Origin of the sequence: Faecalicatena orotica (assembly GCF_905197545.1) — a bacterium.
In the GTDB taxonomy this organism is placed as follows: Bacteria; Bacillota; Clostridia; order Lachnospirales; family Lachnospiraceae; genus Faecalicatena_A; species Faecalicatena_A orotica.
On sequence record NZ_CAJJZH010000003.1, the window covers coordinates 280,225 to 303,839 of the forward strand.

General features: G+C 44.1%; 20 protein-coding genes, 1 other RNA gene and 1 other annotated feature. Of the genes, 18 read left to right on the forward strand and 3 right to left on the reverse strand.

What is annotated here, in order from left to right:
* Positions 1 to 122 precede the first annotated feature (122 nt).
* The 3 genes from thrC (at position 123) to ABIN22_RS08090 (ending at position 3,934) form a co-directional block, all read left to right on the forward strand.
* Positions 123 to 1,616, forward strand: a complete 1,494-nt coding sequence (thrC, locus tag ABIN22_RS08080; protein WP_346907836.1) for a threonine synthase — start codon at positions 123 to 125, stop codon at positions 1,614 to 1,616.
* Positions 1,617 to 1,619: 3 nt separating this feature from the next.
* Complete coding sequence (locus ABIN22_RS08085) at positions 1,620 to 1,964, forward strand: hypothetical protein (RefSeq protein WP_109732108.1); 345 nt, start codon at positions 1,620 to 1,622, stop codon at positions 1,962 to 1,964.
* Positions 1,965 to 2,242: 278 nt separating this feature from the next.
* On the forward strand, positions 2,243 to 3,934 hold the full coding sequence (locus tag ABIN22_RS08090; protein ID WP_109732109.1) for a phosphoenolpyruvate carboxykinase (ATP): 1,692 nt from the start codon (positions 2,243 to 2,245) through the stop codon (positions 3,932 to 3,934).
* A 143-nt stretch (positions 3,935 to 4,077) separates the two neighbouring features.
* Here the strand turns inward: ABIN22_RS08090 and ABIN22_RS08095 are convergent, their stop codons facing one another.
* Positions 4,078 to 4,860, reverse strand: coding sequence for a 4Fe-4S binding protein (locus ABIN22_RS08095; protein WP_346907838.1), 783 nt, complete (start codon positions 4,858 to 4,860; stop codon positions 4,078 to 4,080).
* A 176-nt stretch (positions 4,861 to 5,036) separates the two neighbouring features.
* Between ABIN22_RS08095 and ssrS the strand changes: the two genes are divergently transcribed.
* The 12 genes from ssrS to dltD all read left to right on the forward strand — a co-directional run bounded on the left by ssrS (position 5,037) and on the right by dltD (position 18,983).
* Positions 5,037 to 5,215, forward strand: a non-coding RNA gene (gene ssrS, locus ABIN22_RS08100) — 6S RNA.
* 259 nt (positions 5,216 to 5,474) lie between these two features.
* Positions 5,475 to 6,302: a YihY/virulence factor BrkB family protein gene (locus ABIN22_RS08105; protein ID WP_181368750.1), complete on the forward strand. Its 828-nt coding sequence runs from the start codon at positions 5,475 to 5,477 to the stop codon at positions 6,300 to 6,302.
* A 67-nt stretch (positions 6,303 to 6,369) separates the two neighbouring features.
* A complete protein-coding gene (locus ABIN22_RS08110) occupies positions 6,370 to 7,392 on the forward strand; it encodes an AraC family transcriptional regulator (RefSeq protein ID WP_182440711.1) in 1,023 nt (340 codons plus the stop codon).
* 111 nt (positions 7,393 to 7,503) lie between these two features.
* Positions 7,504 to 8,505: a phosphotransferase family protein gene (locus ABIN22_RS08115; protein WP_118620809.1), complete on the forward strand. Its 1,002-nt coding sequence runs from the start codon at positions 7,504 to 7,506 to the stop codon at positions 8,503 to 8,505.
* A gap of 7 nt (positions 8,506 to 8,512) precedes the next feature.
* On the forward strand, positions 8,513 to 9,871 hold the full coding sequence (locus tag ABIN22_RS08120; protein ID WP_346907841.1) for an MATE family efflux transporter: 1,359 nt from the start codon (positions 8,513 to 8,515) through the stop codon (positions 9,869 to 9,871).
* 41 nt (positions 9,872 to 9,912) lie between these two features.
* Positions 9,913 to 10,145 (forward strand) — a binding site (T-box leader).
* Positions 10,146 to 10,307: 162 nt separating this feature from the next.
* Positions 10,308 to 11,327 (forward strand): phenylalanine--tRNA ligase subunit alpha, encoded by a 1,020-nt coding sequence (gene pheS, locus ABIN22_RS08125; RefSeq protein ID WP_109732115.1) that lies wholly within the window; start codon positions 10,308 to 10,310, stop codon positions 11,325 to 11,327.
* Between the two features lie 45 nt (positions 11,328 to 11,372).
* Positions 11,373 to 13,790, forward strand: coding sequence for a phenylalanine--tRNA ligase subunit beta (pheT, locus tag ABIN22_RS08130; RefSeq protein ID WP_346907844.1), 2,418 nt, complete (start codon positions 11,373 to 11,375; stop codon positions 13,788 to 13,790).
* A gap of 31 nt (positions 13,791 to 13,821) precedes the next feature.
* Complete coding sequence (queA, locus tag ABIN22_RS08135) at positions 13,822 to 14,847, forward strand: tRNA preQ1(34) S-adenosylmethionine ribosyltransferase-isomerase QueA (RefSeq protein ID WP_346907846.1); 1,026 nt, start codon at positions 13,822 to 13,824, stop codon at positions 14,845 to 14,847.
* A gap of 58 nt (positions 14,848 to 14,905) precedes the next feature.
* A complete protein-coding gene (gene dltA / locus ABIN22_RS08140) occupies positions 14,906 to 16,402 on the forward strand; it encodes a D-alanine--poly(phosphoribitol) ligase subunit DltA (protein ID WP_118620805.1) in 1,497 nt (498 codons plus the stop codon).
* Positions 16,402 to 17,574, forward strand: a complete 1,173-nt coding sequence (gene dltB / locus ABIN22_RS08145) for a D-alanyl-lipoteichoic acid biosynthesis protein DltB (RefSeq protein WP_346907848.1) — start codon at positions 16,402 to 16,404, stop codon at positions 17,572 to 17,574. Before dltA ends, dltB begins: the two co-directional genes overlap by 1 nt.
* A 25-nt stretch (positions 17,575 to 17,599) precedes the next feature.
* Positions 17,600 to 17,836, forward strand: coding sequence for a D-alanine--poly(phosphoribitol) ligase subunit DltC (gene dltC, locus ABIN22_RS08150; protein WP_118620803.1), 237 nt, complete (start codon positions 17,600 to 17,602; stop codon positions 17,834 to 17,836).
* A gap of 1 nt (position 17,837) precedes the next feature.
* Complete coding sequence (dltD, locus tag ABIN22_RS08155; RefSeq protein ID WP_346907851.1) at positions 17,838 to 18,983, forward strand: D-alanyl-lipoteichoic acid biosynthesis protein DltD; 1,146 nt, start codon at positions 17,838 to 17,840, stop codon at positions 18,981 to 18,983.
* A 280-nt stretch (positions 18,984 to 19,263) separates the two neighbouring features.
* Here the strand turns inward: dltD and ABIN22_RS08160 are convergent, their stop codons facing one another.
* Positions 19,264 to 19,407, reverse strand: a complete 144-nt coding sequence (locus tag ABIN22_RS08160) for a hypothetical protein (RefSeq protein WP_346907853.1) — start codon at positions 19,405 to 19,407, stop codon at positions 19,264 to 19,266.
* Positions 19,408 to 19,560: 153 nt separating this feature from the next.
* A complete protein-coding gene (locus ABIN22_RS08165) occupies positions 19,561 to 20,481 on the reverse strand; it encodes a LysR family transcriptional regulator (protein ID WP_346907855.1) in 921 nt (306 codons plus the stop codon).
* A gap of 121 nt (positions 20,482 to 20,602) precedes the next feature.
* Between ABIN22_RS08165 and ABIN22_RS08170 the strand changes: the two genes are divergently transcribed.
* Genes ABIN22_RS08170 through ABIN22_RS08180 form a run of 3 tightly spaced genes read left to right on the forward strand, consistent with a single transcriptional unit; the run spans position 20,603 to position 23,585 of the window.
* Positions 20,603 to 21,607, forward strand: a complete 1,005-nt coding sequence (locus ABIN22_RS08170; protein WP_346907857.1) for an asparaginase — start codon at positions 20,603 to 20,605, stop codon at positions 21,605 to 21,607.
* 19 nt (positions 21,608 to 21,626) lie between these two features.
* Positions 21,627 to 22,847, forward strand: coding sequence for a M20 metallopeptidase family protein (locus ABIN22_RS08175; protein ID WP_346907859.1), 1,221 nt, complete (start codon positions 21,627 to 21,629; stop codon positions 22,845 to 22,847).
* A 33-nt stretch (positions 22,848 to 22,880) separates the two neighbouring features.
* On the forward strand, positions 22,881 to 23,585 hold the full coding sequence (locus tag ABIN22_RS08180; protein ID WP_118620798.1) for a DUF5058 family protein: 705 nt from the start codon (positions 22,881 to 22,883) through the stop codon (positions 23,583 to 23,585).
* Positions 23,586 to 23,615: the final 30 nt, after the last annotated feature.

Sequence of the window (23,615 nt, forward strand, 5' to 3'; positions counted from 1 at the left end):
GTCTGTGCGTCAGCGGTATGCAGAGCGGATGCCCCGCCTTTGTTTTTCTTGAATATAGAGGCAACTTGTGTTATAATGCAGTGCAGTAACAAAGTGAAGAAAAGAATAAAGAGGGTAGAAGAATGAATCTATTATACAAAAGTACAAGGGATGCCAGTAAGACAGTAACAGCTTCCGAAGCCGTATTAAAGGGTCTGGCTGAAGACGGCGGGCTGTTTGTACCGACAAGCATTCCAAAACTGGATGTAACAATGGACGACCTGAAAGACATGAGCTATCAGGACACAGCATATGCGGTCATGAAACAGTTCCTGACGGATTACACGGAAGAAGAACTGAGACATTGTATTAACAGCGCATATGATGAGAAGTTTGATACAGAAGTGATCGCTCCGCTTGTAAAAGTGGGAGATACCTATCATCTGGAATTATTCCACGGGGCTACGATTGCATTCAAGGATATGGCTCTGTCTATTCTCCCGCATCTGCTCACGACGGCCGCTAAGAAGAATCATGTGACGAAGGATATCGTGATCCTTACCGCTACGTCCGGTGATACGGGAAAAGCGGCGCTTGCAGGATTCGCAGATGTACCGGGTACGAAGATTATTGTGTTTTACCCGAAGGACGGCGTAAGCAGGGTGCAGGAACTCCAGATGGTAACACAGAAGGGAAAGAATACTTCTGTAGTGGCTATCCACGGAAACTTCGACAACGCCCAGAGCGGTGTGAAGGCTCTCTTTGAAGATAAAGAACTGGAAAAAGAACTGTGTCAGGCGGGATACCAGTTTTCATCCGCTAATTCAATCAATATCGGACGGCTCGTTCCGCAGGTGGTTTATTATGTGTATGCATACGCGAAACTCCTGCTAAACGAGGAGATCGAGGCGGGAGAACAGATCAATGTGACTGTCCCGACAGGAAACTTCGGTAATATTCTTGCGGCATATTATGCAAAGCAGATGGGGGTACCGATCGCAAAACTGATCTGTGCATCCAACGAAAACAAAGTACTGTTTGATTTCTTCCGCACAGGAACCTATGACAGGAACCGTGAGTTCGTCCTCACTTCTTCTCCGTCAATGGATATTCTGATTTCCAGCAATCTGGAGCGTCTGATTTATGCAATTGCAGGAAATGATGCTGTGAAGAATGCAGAATTTATGAATAAGCTGAAGACAGAAGGCGTGTATGAGATTACTCCTGAGATGAAAGAAAAACTGAAGGATTTTGAAGGCGGCTATGCAACAGAAGAGGAGACGAAAGAGACAATCTCTGGAACTTACCGTTCCACGGGCTATGTGATGGATACCCACACGGCAGTGGCTGCGCATGTATGCAGGGCTTACAGGGAAAGCAGCGGCGATCAGCGTAAGCAGCTGATTGCGTCTACGGCAAGCCCGTACAAGTTTGCAAGAAGTGTGATGACTGCGATTGACAGCTCTTATGACGAGCTGGATGAATTTGCACTGATTGATGAACTGGAGAAGGTATCTGGGGTCGAAGTTCCGGCAGCCATCGAGGAAATCCGCAATGCAGAGATTCTCCACACTATGGAATGTGACGCTGATAAGATGAAAGAAACCGTGAAGGAAATTCTGGGAGTAGAGGTGTAATCTATGGACAGCATGTTTGGTGCAATTAGTATTCTGATATTATGCTGTGGCGTATATAGTCTTTACGCGTGGGCGAAGATGAAAAAAGACGGCCATATCAACGAAGTGCTCCTGCTTGGCAAGAATTTCACCGAGCGGGACTGCAAGGATAAGAGTGCGTATATGCAGAAGGCAGTACCGGCCGTATTGGTTTTAGGGGTTATCACAACCTTGTATGGAGCGATTGACGCAATTCATTTTTATGTTACACCAGTCAGGATACTCGATTTGATTGCTATGGCGGTATTTTTCGTCGTACTGATCTGGTTTATGGTATACACGACGAAGCTGAAAAATAAATATTTTTAGTCAGCGTTGAAAAAGTGTATTAGTGAAACATTTAACAAGGAAGTTGCAGAATAATCTCTGAAAAGTAATAAAATATCAAGAAAAAGATAAATAAACAACGTGAAAATGCAGGAATGAAAAATAGAACTTGCATTTTCACGTTCTTTTTTACTCTTTTTCAAGTATTAGCACGCATAAATGAAACTATGGGCAATATAACTTTCAGTAAAAGTATTGACTTTTCAATATAAACATGAGATAATTGAACAAATTTCGATTTGAAGGAGGAAATTAACACTATGTCAACTAAAGCATATTATCCAATTAGTGAAATTGGAAAAGGCAAACCAGGATTTTCAAAGACAAGATCTATTATTGAAGCAGCATTTTACGGAAACAACGTAGTTCCAGTTAACACATTAAAAGAGGCTTATAACCTTGCAAAGAATTCTCCGGGAACAATCGTAACCGATATGCCTGTATACAGAGGCGAAGAATTTGGCCTTGATGCAGACGCTAAAGTTCTTTTATTCAACGATGGTGCCATCACAGGACGCTACGCAGCAGCACGCCGCATCGCAGGTGAGCCGGGAGTAGACTGTGAGAAATTGGACAAAGTGGCTATGGATGCAATCTACAGCGCACGTTACAAAAAGCTGTATCATGCAACTGTATATGCAGGACTTGATCCTGAATTCATGGTAAAAGTACACCTCCTGATTCCGGAAGGCGAAGAGAACATCATGTATTCCTGGATGCTGAACTTCCAGTACATGTCAGATGACTATGTAAAGATGTACAGAGATTCTGTAGCTGTCGGCGAAGGAAAAGAACCAGACATCTACATCTTCTCAGACCCGCAGTGGGCACCGGTTTCTCATCCGGGAGTTGACTACAGCTGCTTAAGCGACCCGCAGACCCTTTGCTACTTCAACACAGATACAAACTGTGCATGCATCCTTGGTATGAGATACTTCGGAGAGCATAAAAAAGGTACACTTACAATGGTATGGGCAATTGCTAACCGTAACGGGTATGCTTCATGCCACGGCGGACAGAAAGAATATACACTTGCTGACGGAAGCAAATATGTTGCATCTGTATATGGTCTGTCAGGATCAGGTAAGTCTACAATTACACATGCTAAGCATGATGGAAAGTATGAGATCAAAGTTCTTCATGATGATGCTTTCATCATCAACACAGATACATGTGCATCTATCGCGATTGAGCCGACATATTTTGATAAGACTCAGGATTATCCGACAGGATGCGAAGACAACAAGTACTTACTGACAGCCCAGAACTGCTCAGCAACACTTGATGAAGACGGAAAGATCCAGTTAGTAACAGAAGATATCAGAAATGGTAACGGACGTGCTATCAAGTCTAAATTATGGTCACCTAACCGTGTAGATAAGATTGACGCTCCTGTAAATGCAATCTTCTGGATCATGAAAGACCCGACAATCCCGCCGGTAGTTAAGTTAAAAGGATCTTCCCTTGCATCAGTCATGGGTGCTACACTTGCTACTAAGAGATCTACAGCAGAGAGACTTGCTCCTGGCGTAGACCCGAACAAGCTGGTAGTTGTACCTTACGCTAACCCATTCAGAACCTATCCTCTGGTTAATGACTATGAGAAGTTCAAAAAACTGGTTGAAGAGAAGAATGTAGACTGCTACATCATCAACACAGGAGACTTCATGGGCAAGAAAGTACAGCCAAAGGATACACTTGGAATTCTGGAAGCAATCGTTGAGAAGAAGGCTGAGTTCCACCAGTGGGGACCAATTTCAGACATCGAGATCATGGATTGGGAAGGATTCGTTCCGGATATGAACGACCCAGAGTATGTTGGACAGCTGAAAGCCCGCATGAATGACCGTGTAAACGAGATCAAAGCATTCGAGACAGCAAAAGAAGGATATGACAAGCTTCCTGAGGATGCACTTGCAGCAATCCAGAAAGTTGTTGACGAATTAAACTAATAAACAAATTGGCTGCGTGACCAAACATTCTCCATTCACGCAGCCAGATAAAAGACCGGCCCGGCTTTATGGACGAATCATTCCATTAGCCGGGCCGGTCTTTTGCTTATTCCCGCGGGCAGAGAGTCTGGCGGAAATTCTTTTTACAGGAAGATGTCTGCTGCTTTATCATTCTGGCAGACTTTTGTGAGCTTTCTCTGAGCCATTTTCAGTTTAAATTTATTGACATATCTTGCTTTTTGTTTGCAGCCGCGCACACATTTCAGACATGAGATACATTTCTTGTTATTAGTCTTCTTCGGGTCTGCTGAGGAAATCGCACCGGATGGACAGGACTTTGCACAGGCTCCGCATTCAGTACAACGGCTCACATCTGTCTTCGGATAAAGGGGAGTACGGCTGTACTTTCTGTAAGGAGAGTTTCCGGGCACCTGAATGTTGAAGCCGTCAAAAGATTCCCCCTGTTTCAGGCGTCTGTTCAGCTGGATGCCAAAGTCGGCTATGATCTTCATATCGGATTTGTTTGGACGGCTAAGACCGATCGAACGTACGATAGAGTGCTCCACAGGGAAAGCACCGGCCCCAATTACCTTGAATCCACGGTTCTCCACCTCAGTCTTTAACTCCAGAAGTGCGTCCTCGTATTCCCGGCATCCGTATGTAGCCATCAATGCGGCCGGGGTGTTATCACCTTTGAGTGTGTCAAAGTATTCCAGAAACGTCTGGGGGACACGACCACCATATACCGGAATACCGAAAATTACGAAATCATTTTTTTTGAACTGCAGCACAGGTTTCTTTTCCTTGTGCACCGTGAGGTCGAAGGAGACGGACTTTAAATCGATATTTCTGGCAGCCTCCATGATGACCTTGCGAGTGGTGCCTGTCGGGCTGAAATAGACTAGTTTTAACTCATTCATTTTCATAAACTATGACTCCTTTATCAGATAAGTATACGCGCCTGACAGTATGCCCGGCACGTTTTGGGTATAAAAATAACTATACCATATAATAGTAGAAAATGCACGCGGCATGTGAGAAATAAAATTAGGATTCAATACCAGTTGTAAAATTTATTTAAATGGGGTATAATACATTTAGAGAAAACCTGGAATGTTCGATAACCCTGTTATTTTGAACCTACAATACTTTAAACGGGATTCTTATATTTCTGTAATATGTCAGGCCTCCGATTAGCAGTGGAAGACAGAAAAGCAGATGCGGTTGCCCACCTAGCTGCGGCTAGGAGTCAAAATACAGGACCGGCATTTTGGGGAAACTTACTAAAGATAAAGACAGCTGTCAGCGTGCAGCTGTCTTTTCTTTTTATCCAATTTACAGCTTTTTGAGGCTTTTGCTCATATACAGGGAAGACCGCGGTTATACTTGTAAGAGAACAGTAACATTATGGCACGGTTTGAACAGACCAGAATGCGGTCAGACTTGAATAAATTTCCTCTTTATGGTATGATTTGAAATATTTCTTTTATAAATGTGTAAGACATGTTAAAAGGTCAAAAAGAGCGGGGTGAAGGGAAGAATGAAGAAGACTTTTGGAAAAGTGAGTTCACTGGCACGTATAGTAGGTTCACACCATACAGGGGCGTATGCGGCACAGGCGGCTTATTTTTTTGTACTTTCCTTAATCCCTACTATATTATTGCTGCTGACGCTCGTCCAGTTTACCCCTGTGACCCGGCCGGATGTGATGGAGGCGGTGACACAAGTGTTTCCAAGCTCGGTGGAAGGGCTTATCGTATCCATTGTGGATCAGGTTTACGCACAGTCCGGCAGTGTGATCCCGATAACGATCATCGTGGCCCTGTGGTCTGCGGGGAAGGGAGTACTTTCCATGACGTCAGGACTGAACCTGATTTATGAAAATACAGAGACTAGAAATTATATATATCTCCGGTTCAGGGCATCTTTTTACACTGTTATATTTATTCTTGCAATTGTACTCTCCCTGACGCTGTCTGTATTTGGCAACAGCATCAGTTTATTTGTCTATAAACATGCGCCGGTGCTGACAAAGATCATGGATCTTATCATACGGATCAGGACACTGCTGACGCTGGTCGTCCTGACACTTTTCTGGGATCTGGTGTATAAGTTCCTGCCGAACAGGACGAACCTTTCGAAGACGACGATGAAGCAGCAGCTTCCGGGAGCTGTGTTTACTTCGTGTGGCTGGCTGCTGATATCTTTCGTGTTTTCTGTATATCTGGATATATTTACAGGTTTTTCCAGTATGTACGGGAGCCTCACAACGATTATACTGATTATGCTGTGGCTGTATTTCTGTATGTATGTCATCCTTCTGGGAGGGGAACTGAATGCACTGCTGGAAGGATACGGGAGCAGGTAAAGGCGCCAGTGGCAGATCGTAAGATATGCGAAAAAGTGTGCACGAAAGGAAAGGGGTTTGTGATCTTATGGATAAAAGGCTCATAGCAGAGTTTGCAAGGCAGGAAACGGAAGACCTGTACAGGATGACAGAGAGTCTTGAGAATTCAGTGAGTGAAGAATTTGGCAATGCAAAACAGCTGATCCCGATGATTCAGAATCACATACCATATACACAGGCGGAACTGTTAGAGTTTTCAATTAACGAGTCACTGGTCAGGATTTCAGCGGAATTCAGCATGAGAAAGCATACATCCTGTCTTCTTCCCTATTACCACAGCCATGATTTTTATGAAATAATCTATGTGTGGCAGGGGGCAGGCGGGCAGATGCTGCCAGGCAGTCCGCGGCGGATAGAACTTCATGAGGGAGACTTGTGCATCCTGACTCCGGGTATGGTCCATACCATGCTTCCCTGCGGGGCTGGGGATATTGTTTTGAAAATTATTGTACCGGTTCCTATGATGAAAACGTTTCTTCATAATCTGCAGGCGGAAGATGGTGAACTTGCAGATGAGGAAACCGGACTGCCGGAAATGCTTCTGAAAAAAAATGAATTCTATATATTTTATAATAGTACTGAGACAAGTCATGTAATCAAACGGCTGGTGGATGATCTTTTGCATGAAACCTATTGGGGAACCTCTTACAGGATTCCGGCAATCAAGAATCTCCTCCAGCTTTTGCTTATTGCACTTGGCCGGAGCAGTCTTGAAAAAGCAGAGGACAGTATTTTCCATGAGGTTTGTTCTTATATCCGGCAGAATATATGTACTGCGAATTTTGAGGATCTGGCCCGTCACGTTGGATACAGCGGGAGACAGCTGCGCCGAAAGATCGCGGATTCAACAGGCGGGACTTTTTCAGATATTCTCTGGCGGATCCGCATTGAGGAGGCGGCATCGCTTTTGAACGGGTCGGACATTCCGGTAGAGGAGGTTGCGGGAGTGATCGGATATAAGAGTACTTCCGGTTTTTATAAAAGATTTGTGCATGTATTTCATATGACTCCTGCGGCGTATCGAAAGTTATACCGGGGACCGGTGAGCTAACATGTCCTTTCAGGAAAAAAAGGTGTCCTTTGGGAAAATTGTTTTTACATACCTTCCGTGATATTGTCTATGCATACTGCATTTAGACAAGCATAAGGAGGTCACGCGTGAATGAAGAGTAAAACAAAGAATCTGTTAACCGAGGATGAAATCAAACATCTTGTTAAGGTGAATTTTGGCAGTTCCTGTGAAGTGGGCGGCATTGAGGAATTAAAAGGCGGTATGTTCAATTCTATCTACCTGATCCACCGTCTCCATGAAAAGGATAGTATTGTATTAAAGGTCGGAGTCATCCCCGGAACAACTCTGCTGACCTATGAGCAGGACGTCATGCCTACAGAAGTCGAATGTTACCGGATGATCAGGGAGAAGACTACAGTGCCCGTACCGTCAGTACTGGCCTGTGATTTTAGTAAAGAACATATAAAGAGCAATTATTTCTTCATGAGTACATTAACCGGAGTGACTCTGCAAAAAGCAAAAAAGAAAATGACAAAGGAGAATCTGAATAAGATTCAGGCTGAACTTGCAGGATATCTGGCACAGCTCCATGAGATCAAGGGACCTTATTTTGGTTATTTCAGCGAAGATACCAAAAAGCAGTATCCTACATGGAGGAAAGCATTTTTTCGGATGTTTCAGCAGATTTTGGAAGATGCAAGGGAACATCAGGTCAGGATTCCATATGGGAAAATAGAAGCGGCTTTAAGAAACAATGCCGGATATCTGGACGAACTTCTGACTCCGGCGCTTGTGGAGTATGACTGCCATGAAGGAAATGTTTTCGTGAAAAAATGCGGGGACGAATATGTCATCGAAGGGATTCTCGACTTCGAGCGAGCGTTCTGGGGAGACCCCATCGCCGATTTTCCGACGGCATTTGTATTTACCGATGATATTCGGAAAGAAAAAGCATTTCTGGAAGGGTATCTGAAGGCAGCCGGAAAGGATGCCTATAGCGAAGCAGATGCAGTAAGATATCAGCTCTACCGTCTGTATATCACAGTGATTATGGCTGCTGAGACATTCCGCTATGATTTCCCGTATTCCAGAATACAGGGGATGTGGGCAAAATACCAGATCAGGAAGTGCCTGAAAGCACTCGGACAGTGAGGCACCTATGGAGACGAATGATAATCAGGCTCTTTTGGAAAATGCCCCGGTTAGTACGTTAATAAGAAAAATGTCTGTCCCTTCCATCATCGGGGTTATGGCGTATAACCTTTATAATCTGTTTGATACCATTTTTATTTCAAGAGGTGCGGGGAGCAGTGCCGTAGGTGGTGTGGCTGTCTCGTTCCCCCTTTTCCTCTTTCTGTCAGCAGTTTCCTCGACGCTGGGCAGCGGGGCGGCATCTGTGATGTCACGGGCATTTGGCCGGAAGGATTACGAAAAAGCCACTAAAACGGCGGCAAATACCTTTTTACTGTTTTATATAACTGCAATTCTGGTGACCATCCTTGGCCTTTGCTTTCTGGAACAGTTTTTGTATGCTATGGGTGTGACGGATACCCTGCTTCCTTATGCCAAAAGCTATACCCGGATCATACTGGCGGGAGCCGTGACCAGCACTGGTTTTTCCAGTCTGATCCGTGCGGAGGGGAGCAGCAGATATGCAATGTATATCTGGGTGATACCTATGTCTGCTAATATTTTACTGGATATACTGTTTATCTTTGGACTTCGCATGGGGGTTATTGGAGCGGCGGCCGGAACCGTAATGGCACAGGCAATTTCCATGTTCATGAGCATTTATTACTTTTTCCTGTCCGGCAAAAGCTGTCTGAAGTTTTCAGTGAAAGATTTTATACCGGATAAAGACATCATCAGGGAAGTCATATTGATTGGAATACCATCCTTTCTGCAGATGTCAGGATACAGCATATCTATCATCATCGTGAACCAGTTTTTGAGAAAATATGGCGGTGATCTGCCGATCAGTACATATGGAATTGTAAGCAGGGTTAATACCCTTTTTCTTTTTCCTGTCATGGGACTTGTCCAGGGGATACAGCCCATTATAGGTTACAGTAATGGTGCCGGAAAACCGGTAAGGATAGCCGAAACGTTGAAAAAATCTTCGATACTTGCGGTCCTGTACGGGGCTTTTGGATATCTTGTGATCCTGCTGTTTTCCAGTCAGATCCTTCGTCTCTTCACAACAGATGAAGGCATCCTGAAGCTGGGAAGTACTGTTTTAAAACTCACGAATGCAGGAATGATACTGAATGGTCTTTTAAATATCCAGTCGGCATATTTTCAGGCGGTTGGGAAGAAGCTGCTTTCTCTGTTTCTAGTGCTGTGTAATCAGGTGATCTGCTTTATTCCGATTACATTTTTACTTGGCAGTATATTCGGATTATCAGGAATCTGGTACTCATTTCCTGTATCAGCCCTGCTGGCATCCGTGGTTTCTGGCCCTGTTACCGTATATTCGGTGAGAAAATCCTTGACATTCAAAAACCGTATGTTACAATAATAACGTGAATTCGATATATTTCGAAGAATATAATAGACCAGAAAAAAGCGATAACCGTGTACAGTAGAGCCCCATTTCCTATCAGAGAGAGAAAATCACTGGCTGAAAGTTTTCTTTAGTTCAGATGGCAATCGAAATTCCCACGATAGCTGCATTCTTGAAATGAGTGAAGAGTAGAGAATGACGTATGTTGTACGTTACACAAGACTAAGTGTCCATAGCTTATGCTGTGGGAATTAGGGTGGTACCGCGAATATCTGACTTCGTCCCTTTTGGGGATGAAGTCTTTTTTATTTCACAGGAAAGCCCTGTGAAATAAAAGGCCCTCCGGGCGGGATGCGCACTGCGGCGTATAATGTAAATGTCGCGAGGCGACCGCCGCAGGCGCGAGTTTCGCAAGCGAAACTCTATGAAAAGTATGAGAGGAGAATGATTCATGAAAGAAAAATTGGAGCAAATCAAAGCGGAAGCGATTGCACAGATTCAGTCATCTGATGTTCCGGAGAAGCTGAATGATGTGCGTGTAAAGTTTCTTGGGAAGAAAGGTGAGCTGACGGCAGTCCTGAAGGGAATGAAAGACGTGCCGGCTGAGGAGAGGCCGAAAGTCGGACAGCTTGTGAATGAGACAAGGGCCGCGATAGAGGCTGTGCTGGAAGAATCCAGAACGAAAATGGAGAAGATTATCAGGGAAGAGAAGCTGAAAGCAGAAGTAATTGATGTGACACTGCCATCCAGAAAAAATACAGTCGGACACAGACATCCGAACACGATCGCGCTGGAAGAGGTAGAGCGTATCTTCGTGGGTATGGGATATGAAGTCGTAGAAGGGCCGGAAGTCGAGTATGACATGTACAATTTCGAGAAGCTCAATATCCCGGCTGACCATCCGGCGAAAGATGAGCAGGATACATTTTATGTGAATAAAGATATTGTGCTGCGTACCCAGACATCACCGGTTCAGGCACGCGTGATGGAGCAGGGGAAACTTCCGATCCGTATGATTGCGCCGGGAAGGGTATTCCGTTCAGATGAAGTGGACGCGACACATTCACCTTCTTTCCACCAGATAGAGGGACTCGTTATTGATAAGAATATCTCATTCGCAGACTTAAAAGGAACGCTTGAGGTATTTGCAAAGGAGCTGTTCGGGCCGGAGACGAAGACCAAATTCCGCCCACATCATTTCCCGTTCACAGAGCCGAGTGCCGAGGTGGACGTAAGCTGCTTCAAATGCGGCGGGAAAGGATGCCGTTTCTGTAAGGGATCAGGCTGGATTGAGATTCTGGGCTGTGGAATGGTGCACCCTCATGTATTGGAGATGTGCGGCATTGACCCGGAAGTATATTCAGGATTTGCATTCGGGGTAGGGCTGGAACGTATCGCTCTTTTGAAATATGAGATTGATGATATGAGACTGCTGTACGAGAATGATATCCGTTTCCTGAAACAGTTCTAAACTTATTATAGAAAGATCAGAATCAGAAAGTGAGGAAAATTATAGATGAATACTTCATTATCATGGATTAAAGCGTATGTTCCGGATTTAAATGTGACTGCGCAGGAGTATACAGATGCAATGACGCTGTCAGGAACTAAGGTGGAAGGGTTCGAAGAACTGGATGCCGATCTTGACAAGATCGTGATCGGACAGATAGATAAGATTGAGAAACACCCGGATGCGGATAAACTGATTATCTGCCAGGTGAATGTCGGCAAAGAGATTGTACAGATCGTGACAGGCGCAAGCAATGTACACGAAGGTGACAAGGTTCCGGTCGTACTGGACGGCGGACGTGTCGCAGGAGGACATGACGGGTCTAAGACACCGGGCGGGATTAAGATTAAAAAAGGAAAACTGCGCGGGATTGAAAGTTTTGGAATGATGTGCTCTATCGAAGAACTGGGCTCCACAAAGGAGATGTATCCGGATGCGCCGGAAAATGGAATTTACATCATGCCGGAGGATGCCGAAATCGGGGCAAGCGCTATAGAGGCACTGGGATTGAACGATGTCGTTTTTGAATATGAAGTGACGTCCAACCGTGTAGACTGCTACAGTGTGATAGGAATCGCACGGGAGGCAGCAGCTACTTTCCGCAAAGAGTTCATTCCCCCGGTTGTAACAGAGACGGGAAACAGTGAGGACGTGAACGACTACATCAAGGTTTCCGTAGAAAACACGGACCTCTGCCCGCGTTACTGTGCAAGAGTCGTAAAGAATGTCAAAATCGCGCCTTCACCGGAGTGGATGCAGAGAAGGCTGGCTTCCGTAGGAATCCGCCCGATCAATAACCTGGTTGATATTACAAACTATGTAATGGAAGAGTACGGACAGCCGATGCATGCATATGACCTTGAGACGATCGCAGATCATCAGATTGTAGTAAAGACTGCTCAGGACGGCGATAAATTTACAACACTGGACGGACAGGAAAGAAACGTGGATAAAGATGTCCTCATGATCTGCGACGGTGAGAAAGCCATTGGTCTTGCGGGAATCATGGGCGGTGAAAATTCCATGATTACTGATGATGTGCAGACAATGCTGTTCGAGGCGGCATGCTTTGACGGTGTAAATATCCGCAAATCCAGTAAAAGGGTCGGACTTCGCACTGATGCATCCGGTAAGTTCGAAAAAGGGCTTGATCCCAATAATGCAAAGGCTGCCATTGACCGCGCCTGCCAGCTGGTAGAAGAACTGGGAGCAGGAGAAGTGGTAGGCGGAACCGTCGATGTATACGGTAAAGTAAAAGAACCGGTACGTGTACCGTTCGATGCAGATAAGATAAATATCCTGCTCGGAACAGAGATCCCGGAGGCGGAGATGCTGGGATATTTTGAGAAGATAGGTCTGGAATATGATGCAGAAGCAAAAGAAGTGATTGCACCGACGTTCCGTCACGATTTATTCAGACTTGCAGACCTGGCTGAGGAAGTTGCAAGATTCTACGGATACGATAATATTCCAACGACCCTTCCGACAGGGGAGGCTACAACAGGAAAGCTTTCCTACAAGCTCAGGGTTGAGGAAGTTGCAAGAGACATCGCCGAGTTCTGTGGCTTCAGCCAGGGAATGAGTTATTCCTTCGAAAGCCCGAAGGTATTTGATAAATTACTGCTTCCGGCAGACTCTCCGCTTCGCAGTACTGTTGAGATAATGAATCCGCTGGGAGAAGATTACAGTATTATGAGAACGACCTCCTTAAATGGAATGCTGACTTCACTGGCGACAAACTATAACCGCAGGAATAAAGACGTGCGTCTGTATGAACTGGGAAATATTTACCTCCCGAAGACACTTCCGCTGACAGAACTTCCGGAAGAACGCATGCAGTTTACTCTGGGTATGTACGGGGACGGCGATTTCTTCAGCATGAAGGGAGTAGTGGAAGAGTTCTTCGAGAAGATCGGTATGAAGAAGAAAGAAACTTATGATCCGAATGCGGGCAAACCATATCTGCACCCGGGACGTCAGGCAAATATTATATATGAAGGTAAAGTTGTCGGATTCCTTGGAGAAGTCCATCCTGAGGTGGCGGATAATTATGGTATCGGTGAGCGTGCTTATGTGGCGGTGATCGATATGCCAGAAATCATGGAATTTGCCACATTTGACAGAAAGTATACCGGTATCGCAAAATACCCGGCAGTAACCCGTGATATCAGTATGGTGGTGCCGAAGAGCATTCTGGCAGGGCAGATAGAAGAAATTATCGAGAAAATGGGCGGAGCTTATCTGGAAAGCTATAAGCTGTTCGATTTATATGAAGGTGCACAGATCAAGGCAGGCTTCAAATCCATTGCATACTCCATTGTGTTCAGGGCAAAGGACAGGACGCTGGAAGAGGCAGATGTTGCAGCGGCAATGAAGAAAATCCTGAAAGCACTGGAAGAGATGGGAATCGAGCTGAGACAGTAAGGAAACCTGACGATGAAAGAAGGAAAAGAGATTGAAGACAAGTGATTTTTATTATGACCTTCCAGAGGAACTGATTGCCCAGGACCCTCTGGAGGACAGGTCAGGTTCAAGGCTCCTTGTGCTGGACAAGGAGACCGGGGAAATAAAGCACCGGATGTTCCGCGACATTACAGAATACCTCAGGCCGGGAGACTGCATGGTTATCAACGATACAAAGGTGATTCCGGCAAGGCTGATAGGCTCTAAAATAGGAACAGATGCAAAGATAGAAGTACTTCTTCTGAAAAGGAAGGAGAATGATGTCTGGGAGACTCTGGTAAAACCCGGCCGCAAAGCAAAGCCCGGTACAAGGATTAGTTTCGGGGACGGCCTGCTTGTAGGAGAAGTCATCAATGTAGTGGAAGAAGGCAACCGGCTCATCCATTTTGAATACGAAGGTATTTTCGAGGAAATACTCGACCGGCTTGGACAGATGCCACTTCCTCCCTATATCACTCACCAGCTTCAGGACAGAGACAGATATAATACAGTATACGCGGTCCATGAAGGATCAGCTGCGGCACCCACGGCCGGCTTACATTTTACGCCGGAGCTGCTGGAGGAGATACAGGAAAAGGGGATTGAGATTGCACGTGTTACGCTCCATGTCGGACTCGGGACTTTCCGTCCGGTCAAGGTAGATGACGTGACGGAGCACCATATGCATTCGGAATTCTATCAGATTGATGAGGAGGCGGCCGGAAAGATCAACCGTGCCAAAGATAACGGCGGCCGGGTGGTCTGTGTAGGCACGACAAGCTGCCGGACAATCGAATCAGCAGCCGATGAGAACGGCCGTCTGAAAGCTTGCAGCGGGTGGACAGAGATCTTTATCTATCCGGGATATCAGTTTAAGATACTGGACTGCCTGATCACAAACTTCCACCTGCCAGAATCTACGCTGATCATGCTCGTATCCGCGCTGGCTGGAAAAGAGCATGTACTGGCGGCTTATGAAGAGGCAGTAAAGGAACGGTACAGATTTTTTAGTTTCGGAGATGCTATGCTGATTGTTTAATACCGTTTTCTAAAATTTTGACATATATGAAGTATAATGACGTGATGGGAGATGACAGATGAAAATACTGGATTTATTAGAAACATACAAGGTGTCAGAGAGACTTGCTATGATTTCTGAAACAGAGACCCTGACTTACCGGGAGCTATGGGAGAAGTCGGAAAGTCTGGCAGCATATATCAATGACAAGTGTGGGACAGATAAGACTCCGGTTATCGTATATGGACATAAAAGCCCCTGGATGATGGTGTGTTTTATTGCATGTGTAAAATCAGGCAGGGCTTATGTTCCTGTGGATATCAGTGTACCCAAAAGCAGGGTGGAGGCTATTATCGATTCTGTAGAGCCGAGGATAATACTTGCATCAGAGGAGTTTGGTGCATACAGGGATTATTTCTGTTATGATGTCAGGCATAATACATATCACGGGGGCACTAAAGTAAGCCCGGAGGGATATGTAAGGGAAGAAGATATCTTCTACATTATATTCACATCAGGCAGTACAGGGGTGCCAAAAGGTGTACAGATTACTTATGGGGCACTCAACCATTTTACGGAGTGGGCACTTAGTCTGGGGCAGATAGAGAAGCAGCATAAGAAGATTATCAATCAGGCACCATTTTCCTTTGATTTGTCAGTCATGGATTTATATATGAGCCTGGCAAGTGAGTCCTGTCTGTGTGTTCTGGAAAAAGAAGCACAGCAGGAGTATAAAAGGCTGTTTGAACGGCTGGCCGTGACGAATGCAGATGTTTGGGTCTCTACCCCTTCATTCGCCGATGTTTGTTTGGCAGACCCTTCGTTTAACCAGAAACTGATTCCAAATCTCCGCTTATTTCTATTCTGTGGGGAAACCTTAACGAATAAGACAGCAGGCGCATTATTGCAACGTTTTCCAAAGGCAGAGGTATACAATACTTACGGTCCTACAGAAAGTACTGTTGCGGTTACAGAAGTGAAAGTAGATTCAAAGCTGAACGGGCAGTTTCAGCCCCTTCCGGTAGGCAGGGTGAAGCCGGGAACTCAGATTCACATTATGGATGGGGAGAAGATTGTTCCCGAGGGGGAAAAGGGAGAAATTGTCATTTCTGGAAATACAGTCAGTGCAGGATACTTCAAGAACCAAAAAGAAAATGACAGGGCATTTTATGTAACAGATCAGGGCGGAAATCTCTTACGCTCATACAGGACAGGGGATAAGGGATATTTTAAAGATGGAATGCTGTTTTACTGCGGCAGAATTGATTTGCAGATTAAGCTTCACGGCTACCGGATGGAATTAGAGGATGTGGAGGAAAATCTGATGAAAGTGCCTGGAGTAAAAAAGGCGGCTGTGGTTCCTGTTTCAGATAATGGCAAAGTTAAATATCTAAAAGCTTGCTGTATTTATGAAAATAATATAGAAGATAAACGTCGGGAAATGAAAAAAGTGAAAGCCGAAATGGCTAAGTTCGTACCAGACTATATGGTTCCAAGAAAAATAATATTTGTGGAATCTATCCCTATGACTAACAATGGAAAAGTGGACAGAAAAAAATTACAGGAGATACAGTGATGTCTTTTTATGATAGCTTATTATTTTTTATGGTGCTGATCATTGCTCTGATACCAGCTTTTATAATGGGAATTGTGGAAAAAAAGAAAAAACTGTACATTGTTTTTATTTCCGTAGTTATGCTTGTGCTGGTCTATAAGGATACACCGTCAGAGTTGTTGTATCTGGGTGCTTTTACTTTTTTGGAATGGCATATCATTGCCATATACCAGTGGATTCTCCGTCGGTATGGAGCAGTGAAGCAGATGTTCCATCATGCGGTCTTTCTTGCGTTGCTTCCGTTGGTTATTTCAAAGCTGAGCGGTCTTTACGGTCAGCATTGGTTTTCATTTTTAGGAATATCCTATGTGACGTTTAAATCGCTGCAGATTATTATTGAAAGCTATGATGGTATCATCGTAAGAAGCCAATTTATACCGACGATGGGGTTCCTCCTCTTTTTTCCGTCTATCAGCTCAGGTCCTATAGACAGGAGCAGAAGGTTTGAGGAAGATCTGGAATACATCAGAAGCCGGAAGGAATATTTGGAACTGGCAGGAAAAGGAATCTGGAAGATTATGGCCGGGCTTTTGTATAAGTTTGTCCTATCCTCTGTTGCTTTTGAAATTCTTCAGATGATTGACGGAAGATATAAACCGCAGTATTTGGTTGCGTATGCGTATGTATACGGTATATACATGTTTTTTGATTTTGCAGGCTATAGCCTTATGGCAATTGGTACAAGCTATATTCTGGGAATTTGTACCCCTGATAACTTTAATAAGCCGTTTATCAGCAAGGATATCAAGGAATTCTGGGACAGATGGCACATTACATTATCCCATTGGTTCAGGGATTTTGTTTTCTCGCGATTTATGATGAGTGCCATTAGGGGAAAATGGTTTAAGAACCGCTTAAATGCCGCCGCAGGAGGATTTATAGTTAATATGTTGCTCATGGGACTGTGGCATGGTCTGACCGTTGATTATATTCTATATGGACTGTACCATGGAGTCCTGCTTGCGGGAACCGAAGTTTATCAGAAAAAAAGTAAGTTTTATAAACAGAATAAAGGAAAAAAATGGTATAAAGCTTTGTCATGGTTCATTACTTTGAATTTGGTGATGTTTGGTTTCCTGATTTTTTCGGGATATTTATCACAGACGTACCTTGCGGTGGCAAAAAGCATTTAACTGAGTAGAAAGGAGAGTCAGAAGAGTGGAAGAGAAGTTATTGGATATTATGGAAGAGATTTGTGACGATGGGGCAGTGAGAGAAGATTTAGATTTGGATTTGTTTGAAGAGGGATTTTTGGATTCTCTGGCAATTGCGGAATTGCTGATTGAGATTGAGGATGCATTCCATGTTACACTGTCACCAACGGAATATGATAAGGAAGAATTTTCAACTATCCATAAAATAGAGCAGATATTAATCGGAAAAGGTGTAAAATAACATGAGAAAGATATGTGCCTTTATAGTCGGCATTCTTTTATTCATCGCGGCTGTATTTTGCTTTGACAGGCATTTGGACAGCAGTATTAGCAAGAACAAAGAGGCAGTCAGAAACTATAGAAGCTATGAAAGGTTTTGGAGTTATGACATTCAGAAACAGGTGATTGATGAAAATACCCTGCCCATCTTTGGGTCATCTGAATTAGTTTCCCTCGGGGACTGCCAGAGTTATATTTCAAGTTTTTTGAACAGTGATGATATGAATATTGTTACAATTGGCGGGGATTATTTCCAGTCGCTCAGTCATATCATGGAGTTGGGATCCATAGAAGACTGTCTGAAAACTAAGAAAGTAGCACTCTTCTTATCTCCCCAGTGGTTCGAAAAAGGAGGAATTTCATCCGATGCATTCCCGCAGCGGTTCGGAGAAGAACATTTTTTGAACTTTCTGGCAAATAAGCGTATCAGCGATAAAAATAAGGAGTATGTCATAGACAGGACATTGGAGCTTTTAAAAGACAGTCCTATCCAGCTTGCGAGAGTAGAGAACTATAAAAAAGGTTATGAGAATAAGCTAGGTATATATGGGATGTATTCTAAGCTGATGTCGGAATTCTGGGAGCTGAAGGACAAATATGCAGTTTATAAAGATTTAGATTCCATGGAGCACAATTTGCCTAAAGTGGATTTGAAGAACATGGACTTCACTGAAATGCTGAATTTAGCTGAGGAACAGGGAAAGGTATACTGCACGAATAATGACTTTGGAATCCATAACCAGTATTGGACCGACTATGTGCAGGAGCCTTTTGAGAATGGGGAAGTGGAAAAGAAAGAGCAGGCTTTTACGGAGTCCATTGAATATGATGACCTGACCTGTTTTCTGGATGTGGCTAAGGAGCTCGGTATTGAGGTGATAGTAGTAAGCATACCAGTCAACGGTGCTTGGTATGACTATCAGGGTATGCTCTGTGATGATTATTATAAAAAAGTTGCCAATCTGGTGAAACCCTATGAAAATGTAGCTTTTGTTGATATGACACCATACGCACACGAAAAGTATTTTATGCATGACGTTATGCATCTTGGATGGAAAGGATGGACGAGGGTGAATGAAGCACTTTATAGAGAATTTACGAAAGAATGAAATACTTCAGCTTGCAGGGGGAAGCCTTGCAGTCTGTCTCATAGCCTGTCTGTGCCTGCTGCATTTTCTGAATGCAGACATTTCACAGGCACCGGCCTTTATATACAGTCAGTTTTAAGTTGGACAAAAAGACATCCCTTGTTAAGAAATTTATTCTTAATAGGGGATATCTTTAGTTTACAGGTATAAAAGCTGTATCATCCACCGCCAGTTAAAAAGGGAAGGTTACCTTGTTATTTTTTGAAAATTGTCTATATATTCCTTTGCCCCGTCTGCATAATCAGCTCATCCACGTCGGCAGGCTGTCAAAATCAATCCAGCTAATAGTCTGTTTTTTGAAAAGTGAAATACATACGATGGCAAACGTCCTGACAGGTAAGATTTTTCCGGCTTCCTCAAGCTGTTCTAAATATTTTTCGTACATAATAAAACCCTCCAAGTAAAATCAGTAATAATCAAATCCCAGCTTGTGGCAGGGACATTATTGCGGAAAAACACCTAAAACAGTATTTGAATATATAGATTTTCAACCATTAGAAACACATTCCCATTTAACAGGTTTCATCCATAATTCAGATCATTCTAAGAAGTTACCTTCCAACTCGTTTTTCACCTCTTCACAAAGGACCCCAAGAATCATTTTGACTGGCTTCTCCAGTTTTTTGCGTTTCTTACAGACATAAGCATATTCCATACTCAGCGGGAGCTGCCGCAGTGGGATTGATATCAGATCGTTGCGCCGCAGGACACGCTGGTGGGTCTGGAAGGTTATCATGACACCATTTGGAAATGTATCCAGAAAATCCATATTGGAAGAACGGACATTGCGTTCAAGAATCCGGCATTCTTTGGGGAGGTAGGTGCCCAGTGATTCATCTTTTAATCTCATACTGTGCTGTGTGCTGCTTAGAATGCAGTGTTTCAGTTTGTTTAAATCAGGCTTTTCCCCTTCTCTAAAATAAGGGTTCTGGCGGTTTGTCAGCAGAAAATAGGGTGTTCTGCAGATTGGGAAATAGGCCAGGCCATGTCCGGAGAAATACTTCTCATAATTTTTCTGCTGTGAATAGGGAATGATGATCAGACCAAATTCTGCTTTCTCACTTTCAACCAGTTCTATGACCTCATCCAGATCATTTTCCGTGAATTCGATAGGCAGTTCAGGATATTGCTGCATCGCATCCAGAATATGGTTGATATACAGGGAAGATTCTATGGTTGCTATCGTTACATGCGAAAGCTGTTCACAGCGGCATGCTTTTTCCAGATTTGCAAGCTCCTCGAGAAGGCCCTCGGCCTGTGTCAGATATCGTTCTCCCTGGCTCGTGATAGTGAGTCCTTTTTTGCTTCTGGAAAAAAGAGCAAATCCCAATTCTTCTTCCAGTGCGGCCAGTGTCCTGCTCAGATTAGGCTGCGCCATAAACAGAACATCTGCGGCTTTTGATATTTTTCCATATTTTCTAATTGTCAGTGCACATCTGATTGCCTGAAATTTGTCCATGATATTCCCCTTTATTATATGTATATCAATTTTGATATGTCAATATGCACAAATAGAATTTCATTTTTAAAGTGATGAATGATATTATAAACAAAAATACAGAGAAAGTAAAGGAGGTCATATGAAAAAGAAGCTTCTTCTTATTGCGACCGGAGGGACGATTGCATCAAAATCTTCCGGAAAAGGGCTTTCCCCTTCCATATCTCCGGAGGAACTGCTGAACCAGCTTCCAGAAATACCGGAAGAATGTGAAATCGACACGTATTCCCTGCTGAATATCGACAGCACGAATATTCAGCCGGAACATTGGCTGCTGATTGCAGGAACGGTAGAAAAAAACTATCCATTCTATGACGGGTTTGTTATCACACATGGGACGGATACGATGGCGTATACCGCGGCAGCTCTTTCTTATTTGATTCAGAATGCAGATAAGCCGGTGATTCTGACCGGTTCACAGAAACCTATCATCGATGCAGTTACAGATGCGTGGAAAAATCTGCTTGATAGTTTCCTGTTTGCCTGTCATGAGAATGTGTACGGAGTATATGTGGTATTTTCCGGTCAGGCCATTCTGGGTACACATGCAAAGAAAATAAAATCAAAAAGTTTTGAGGCTTTTAACAGCATCAATTATCCTGCGGCCGCATTTATCAATGGACGCCATGTGATACAGTACACGCCTTCACAGAGTCCTGCAGAGAAGGTGAGATTTTACCATAAACTGAATCCACGGGTGTTTGTCCTGAAGCTGATACCGGGAGTGAACCCGGACATACTTGATTATATTGCCCTCCATTACGATGCTGTTTTAATAGAAAGTTATGGTGTGGGAGGCCTGCCCTTTGCAAGCCCGAGAAATTTTATTGACAAATTGGAGCATTTAAAGGAACAGGGCTGTATTGTGGTGGTTGCTACACAGGCGATGTATGAGGGCAGTGATATGTCTGTTTATGAAGTAGGAGTCAGGGCGCTGCAGGAATATGACGTGCTGCAGACTTACGATATGACCGTGGAGGCGGCAGTTACTAAGCTGATGTGGATTCTGGCAGAGGAAGAAGGGGGTGTAAGGATAAAAGAGATTTTTTATACTCCGATTAACAATGATATCCATACCTTCTTCTAATAAGCGGTAAAAAAGATAAGTGAAAATAACAGGAAAGGAATTGAAAACGATGAATATTCAGGAATATGCAGAGGAGATTCAGGGGGAAATTACAGACTGGAGGCGTGCCATGCACCAGTTTCCTGAACTCGGGGTGAGCCTGCCGAAGACGGCCCGGTACATAGCAGGGCAGCTTGACAGGATGGGGATTTCATACAGCAAATGTGCCGATGGTTCCGGAATTGTTGCTCTGATTGGAAAACACAATACGGGAAAAACAGTTGGTCTCCGGGCAGATATGGATGGACTTCCAGTCAGTGAGAAGACCGGACTGGACTTCGCCTCATCGAACGGCAATATGCATGCATGCGGACACGATTCACACGCGGCAGCGGCTTTGGGGGCGGCGAAGATATTGAAGGCAATGGAAGATGAGCTTCCCGGACGGGTAAAGATTTTATTTCAGCCGGGTGAGGAGACTCTGGACGGAGCAAAGGCAATGATTAAGGATGGGGCTCTTGAGAATCCTAAGGTCGATGTCCTTTTGGCGATGCATACGATGAACAAAGAAAATGTTAAAAACGGCAGTATTGAAATTGTGGAGAATGAGCGTCATGTGTATTCTGCGTCCAGTGATGCATATATCATCCGTATCTATGGCAAAGGAGGGCATGCGGCAATGCCGGAAAACTGTGTTGATCCGATCCTTCCGCTGTCTCAGCTTATCGCAGCTATTCAGCAGATTGTCAGCCGGGAGATTGCCCCGATTGAACCTGCGGTTATAACAATATCCGGAGTGCATGCCGGAAACGAATCTTTTAATGTTATTCCCGATTATGCGGAACTCAGGGGGACCTACCGTACCCAGAACCCCTTTGTCCGGACCTATATCACAAAACGTCTTAAGGAACTTGCATCAGCTGTCTGCACTGCATTTCGGGCGTCGTGTGACGTACAGATTGAGGAAGGGGTCCCATCCCTTGTAAATAGCCCGGAGGTTTTGGATACAATAGCAGATACTTATCAGACAATGAAGTGGAAACAGGATTTGATCCGCAGCAGCACGCCGCTCATGGGCGGGGAAGACGCGGCCTGTTTCTTTGAGAAAGTCCCGGGAGGATATTTCATGTTCCTTACAAATAAAACATGCAAAAATTCTTATTATCCCGTCCATAATGCCATGTATGATCTGGATGATGAAATATTATATCAGGCTTCCGGGCTGCTTGCAGAAACTATCGTAAATCTTATGAAAAAATAAGAGCAATTCAACCGTGTTCAGGAGGTATTTTCAATGAAAGAATATTTAAAAGTGGCAAACAGCCCTATTTTCTATATTATTACTTTTATACTTTTTGCAATCATTATTGTTCAGGTCTTTGTTTTTATCCGGATGGCTCTTAAGAGGGCCAAACAGCTGAATATTCCCCATTCACAGATAAAAAGTGTTGTGAAAACCGCATCTGTTACGACGGTGGTTCCTAGTATTGCGACGGTCATCGCGCTGTTGACACTGGTACCTATTATGGGGCTCCCATTTTCCTGGGCCCGCCTTTCCGTGATTGGTTCGCTTTCCTATGAACTGGCTGCCGCTAACATGGGGGCGGATGCTATGGGAGTGGCACTGGGGCAGAGTGGCTATACCATGCAGGCATTTTTGAATTCTGTCTGGACTATGACTATTGGTTCAAGCGTTATGATAACCTTTACACTTTTCTTCTTTAAGAAATACAAACAGCAGTTGTCAAAAAGCATGGAAAAAAACAGGAATTCAAATTGGAATAAAATATTTATATCCGCCGTTTTACTGGGTGTCTATGCCAAGTTTATTCTGGAACCGGTCGTTTCGGGGGGCTCCGCGTTGGCGGCTATGCTGACAAGTGCTGTATTTGCGCTGATTATTGAATGGTTTATCAAAAAAACAGGTTTCAGGTGGCTGCAGGATTTTTCCTTATCTATCAGTATGATTTGCGGAATGGCGGCAGCATGCCTGTTATAATTAAAAATTAGTAGAAATGGAGAGAAATAT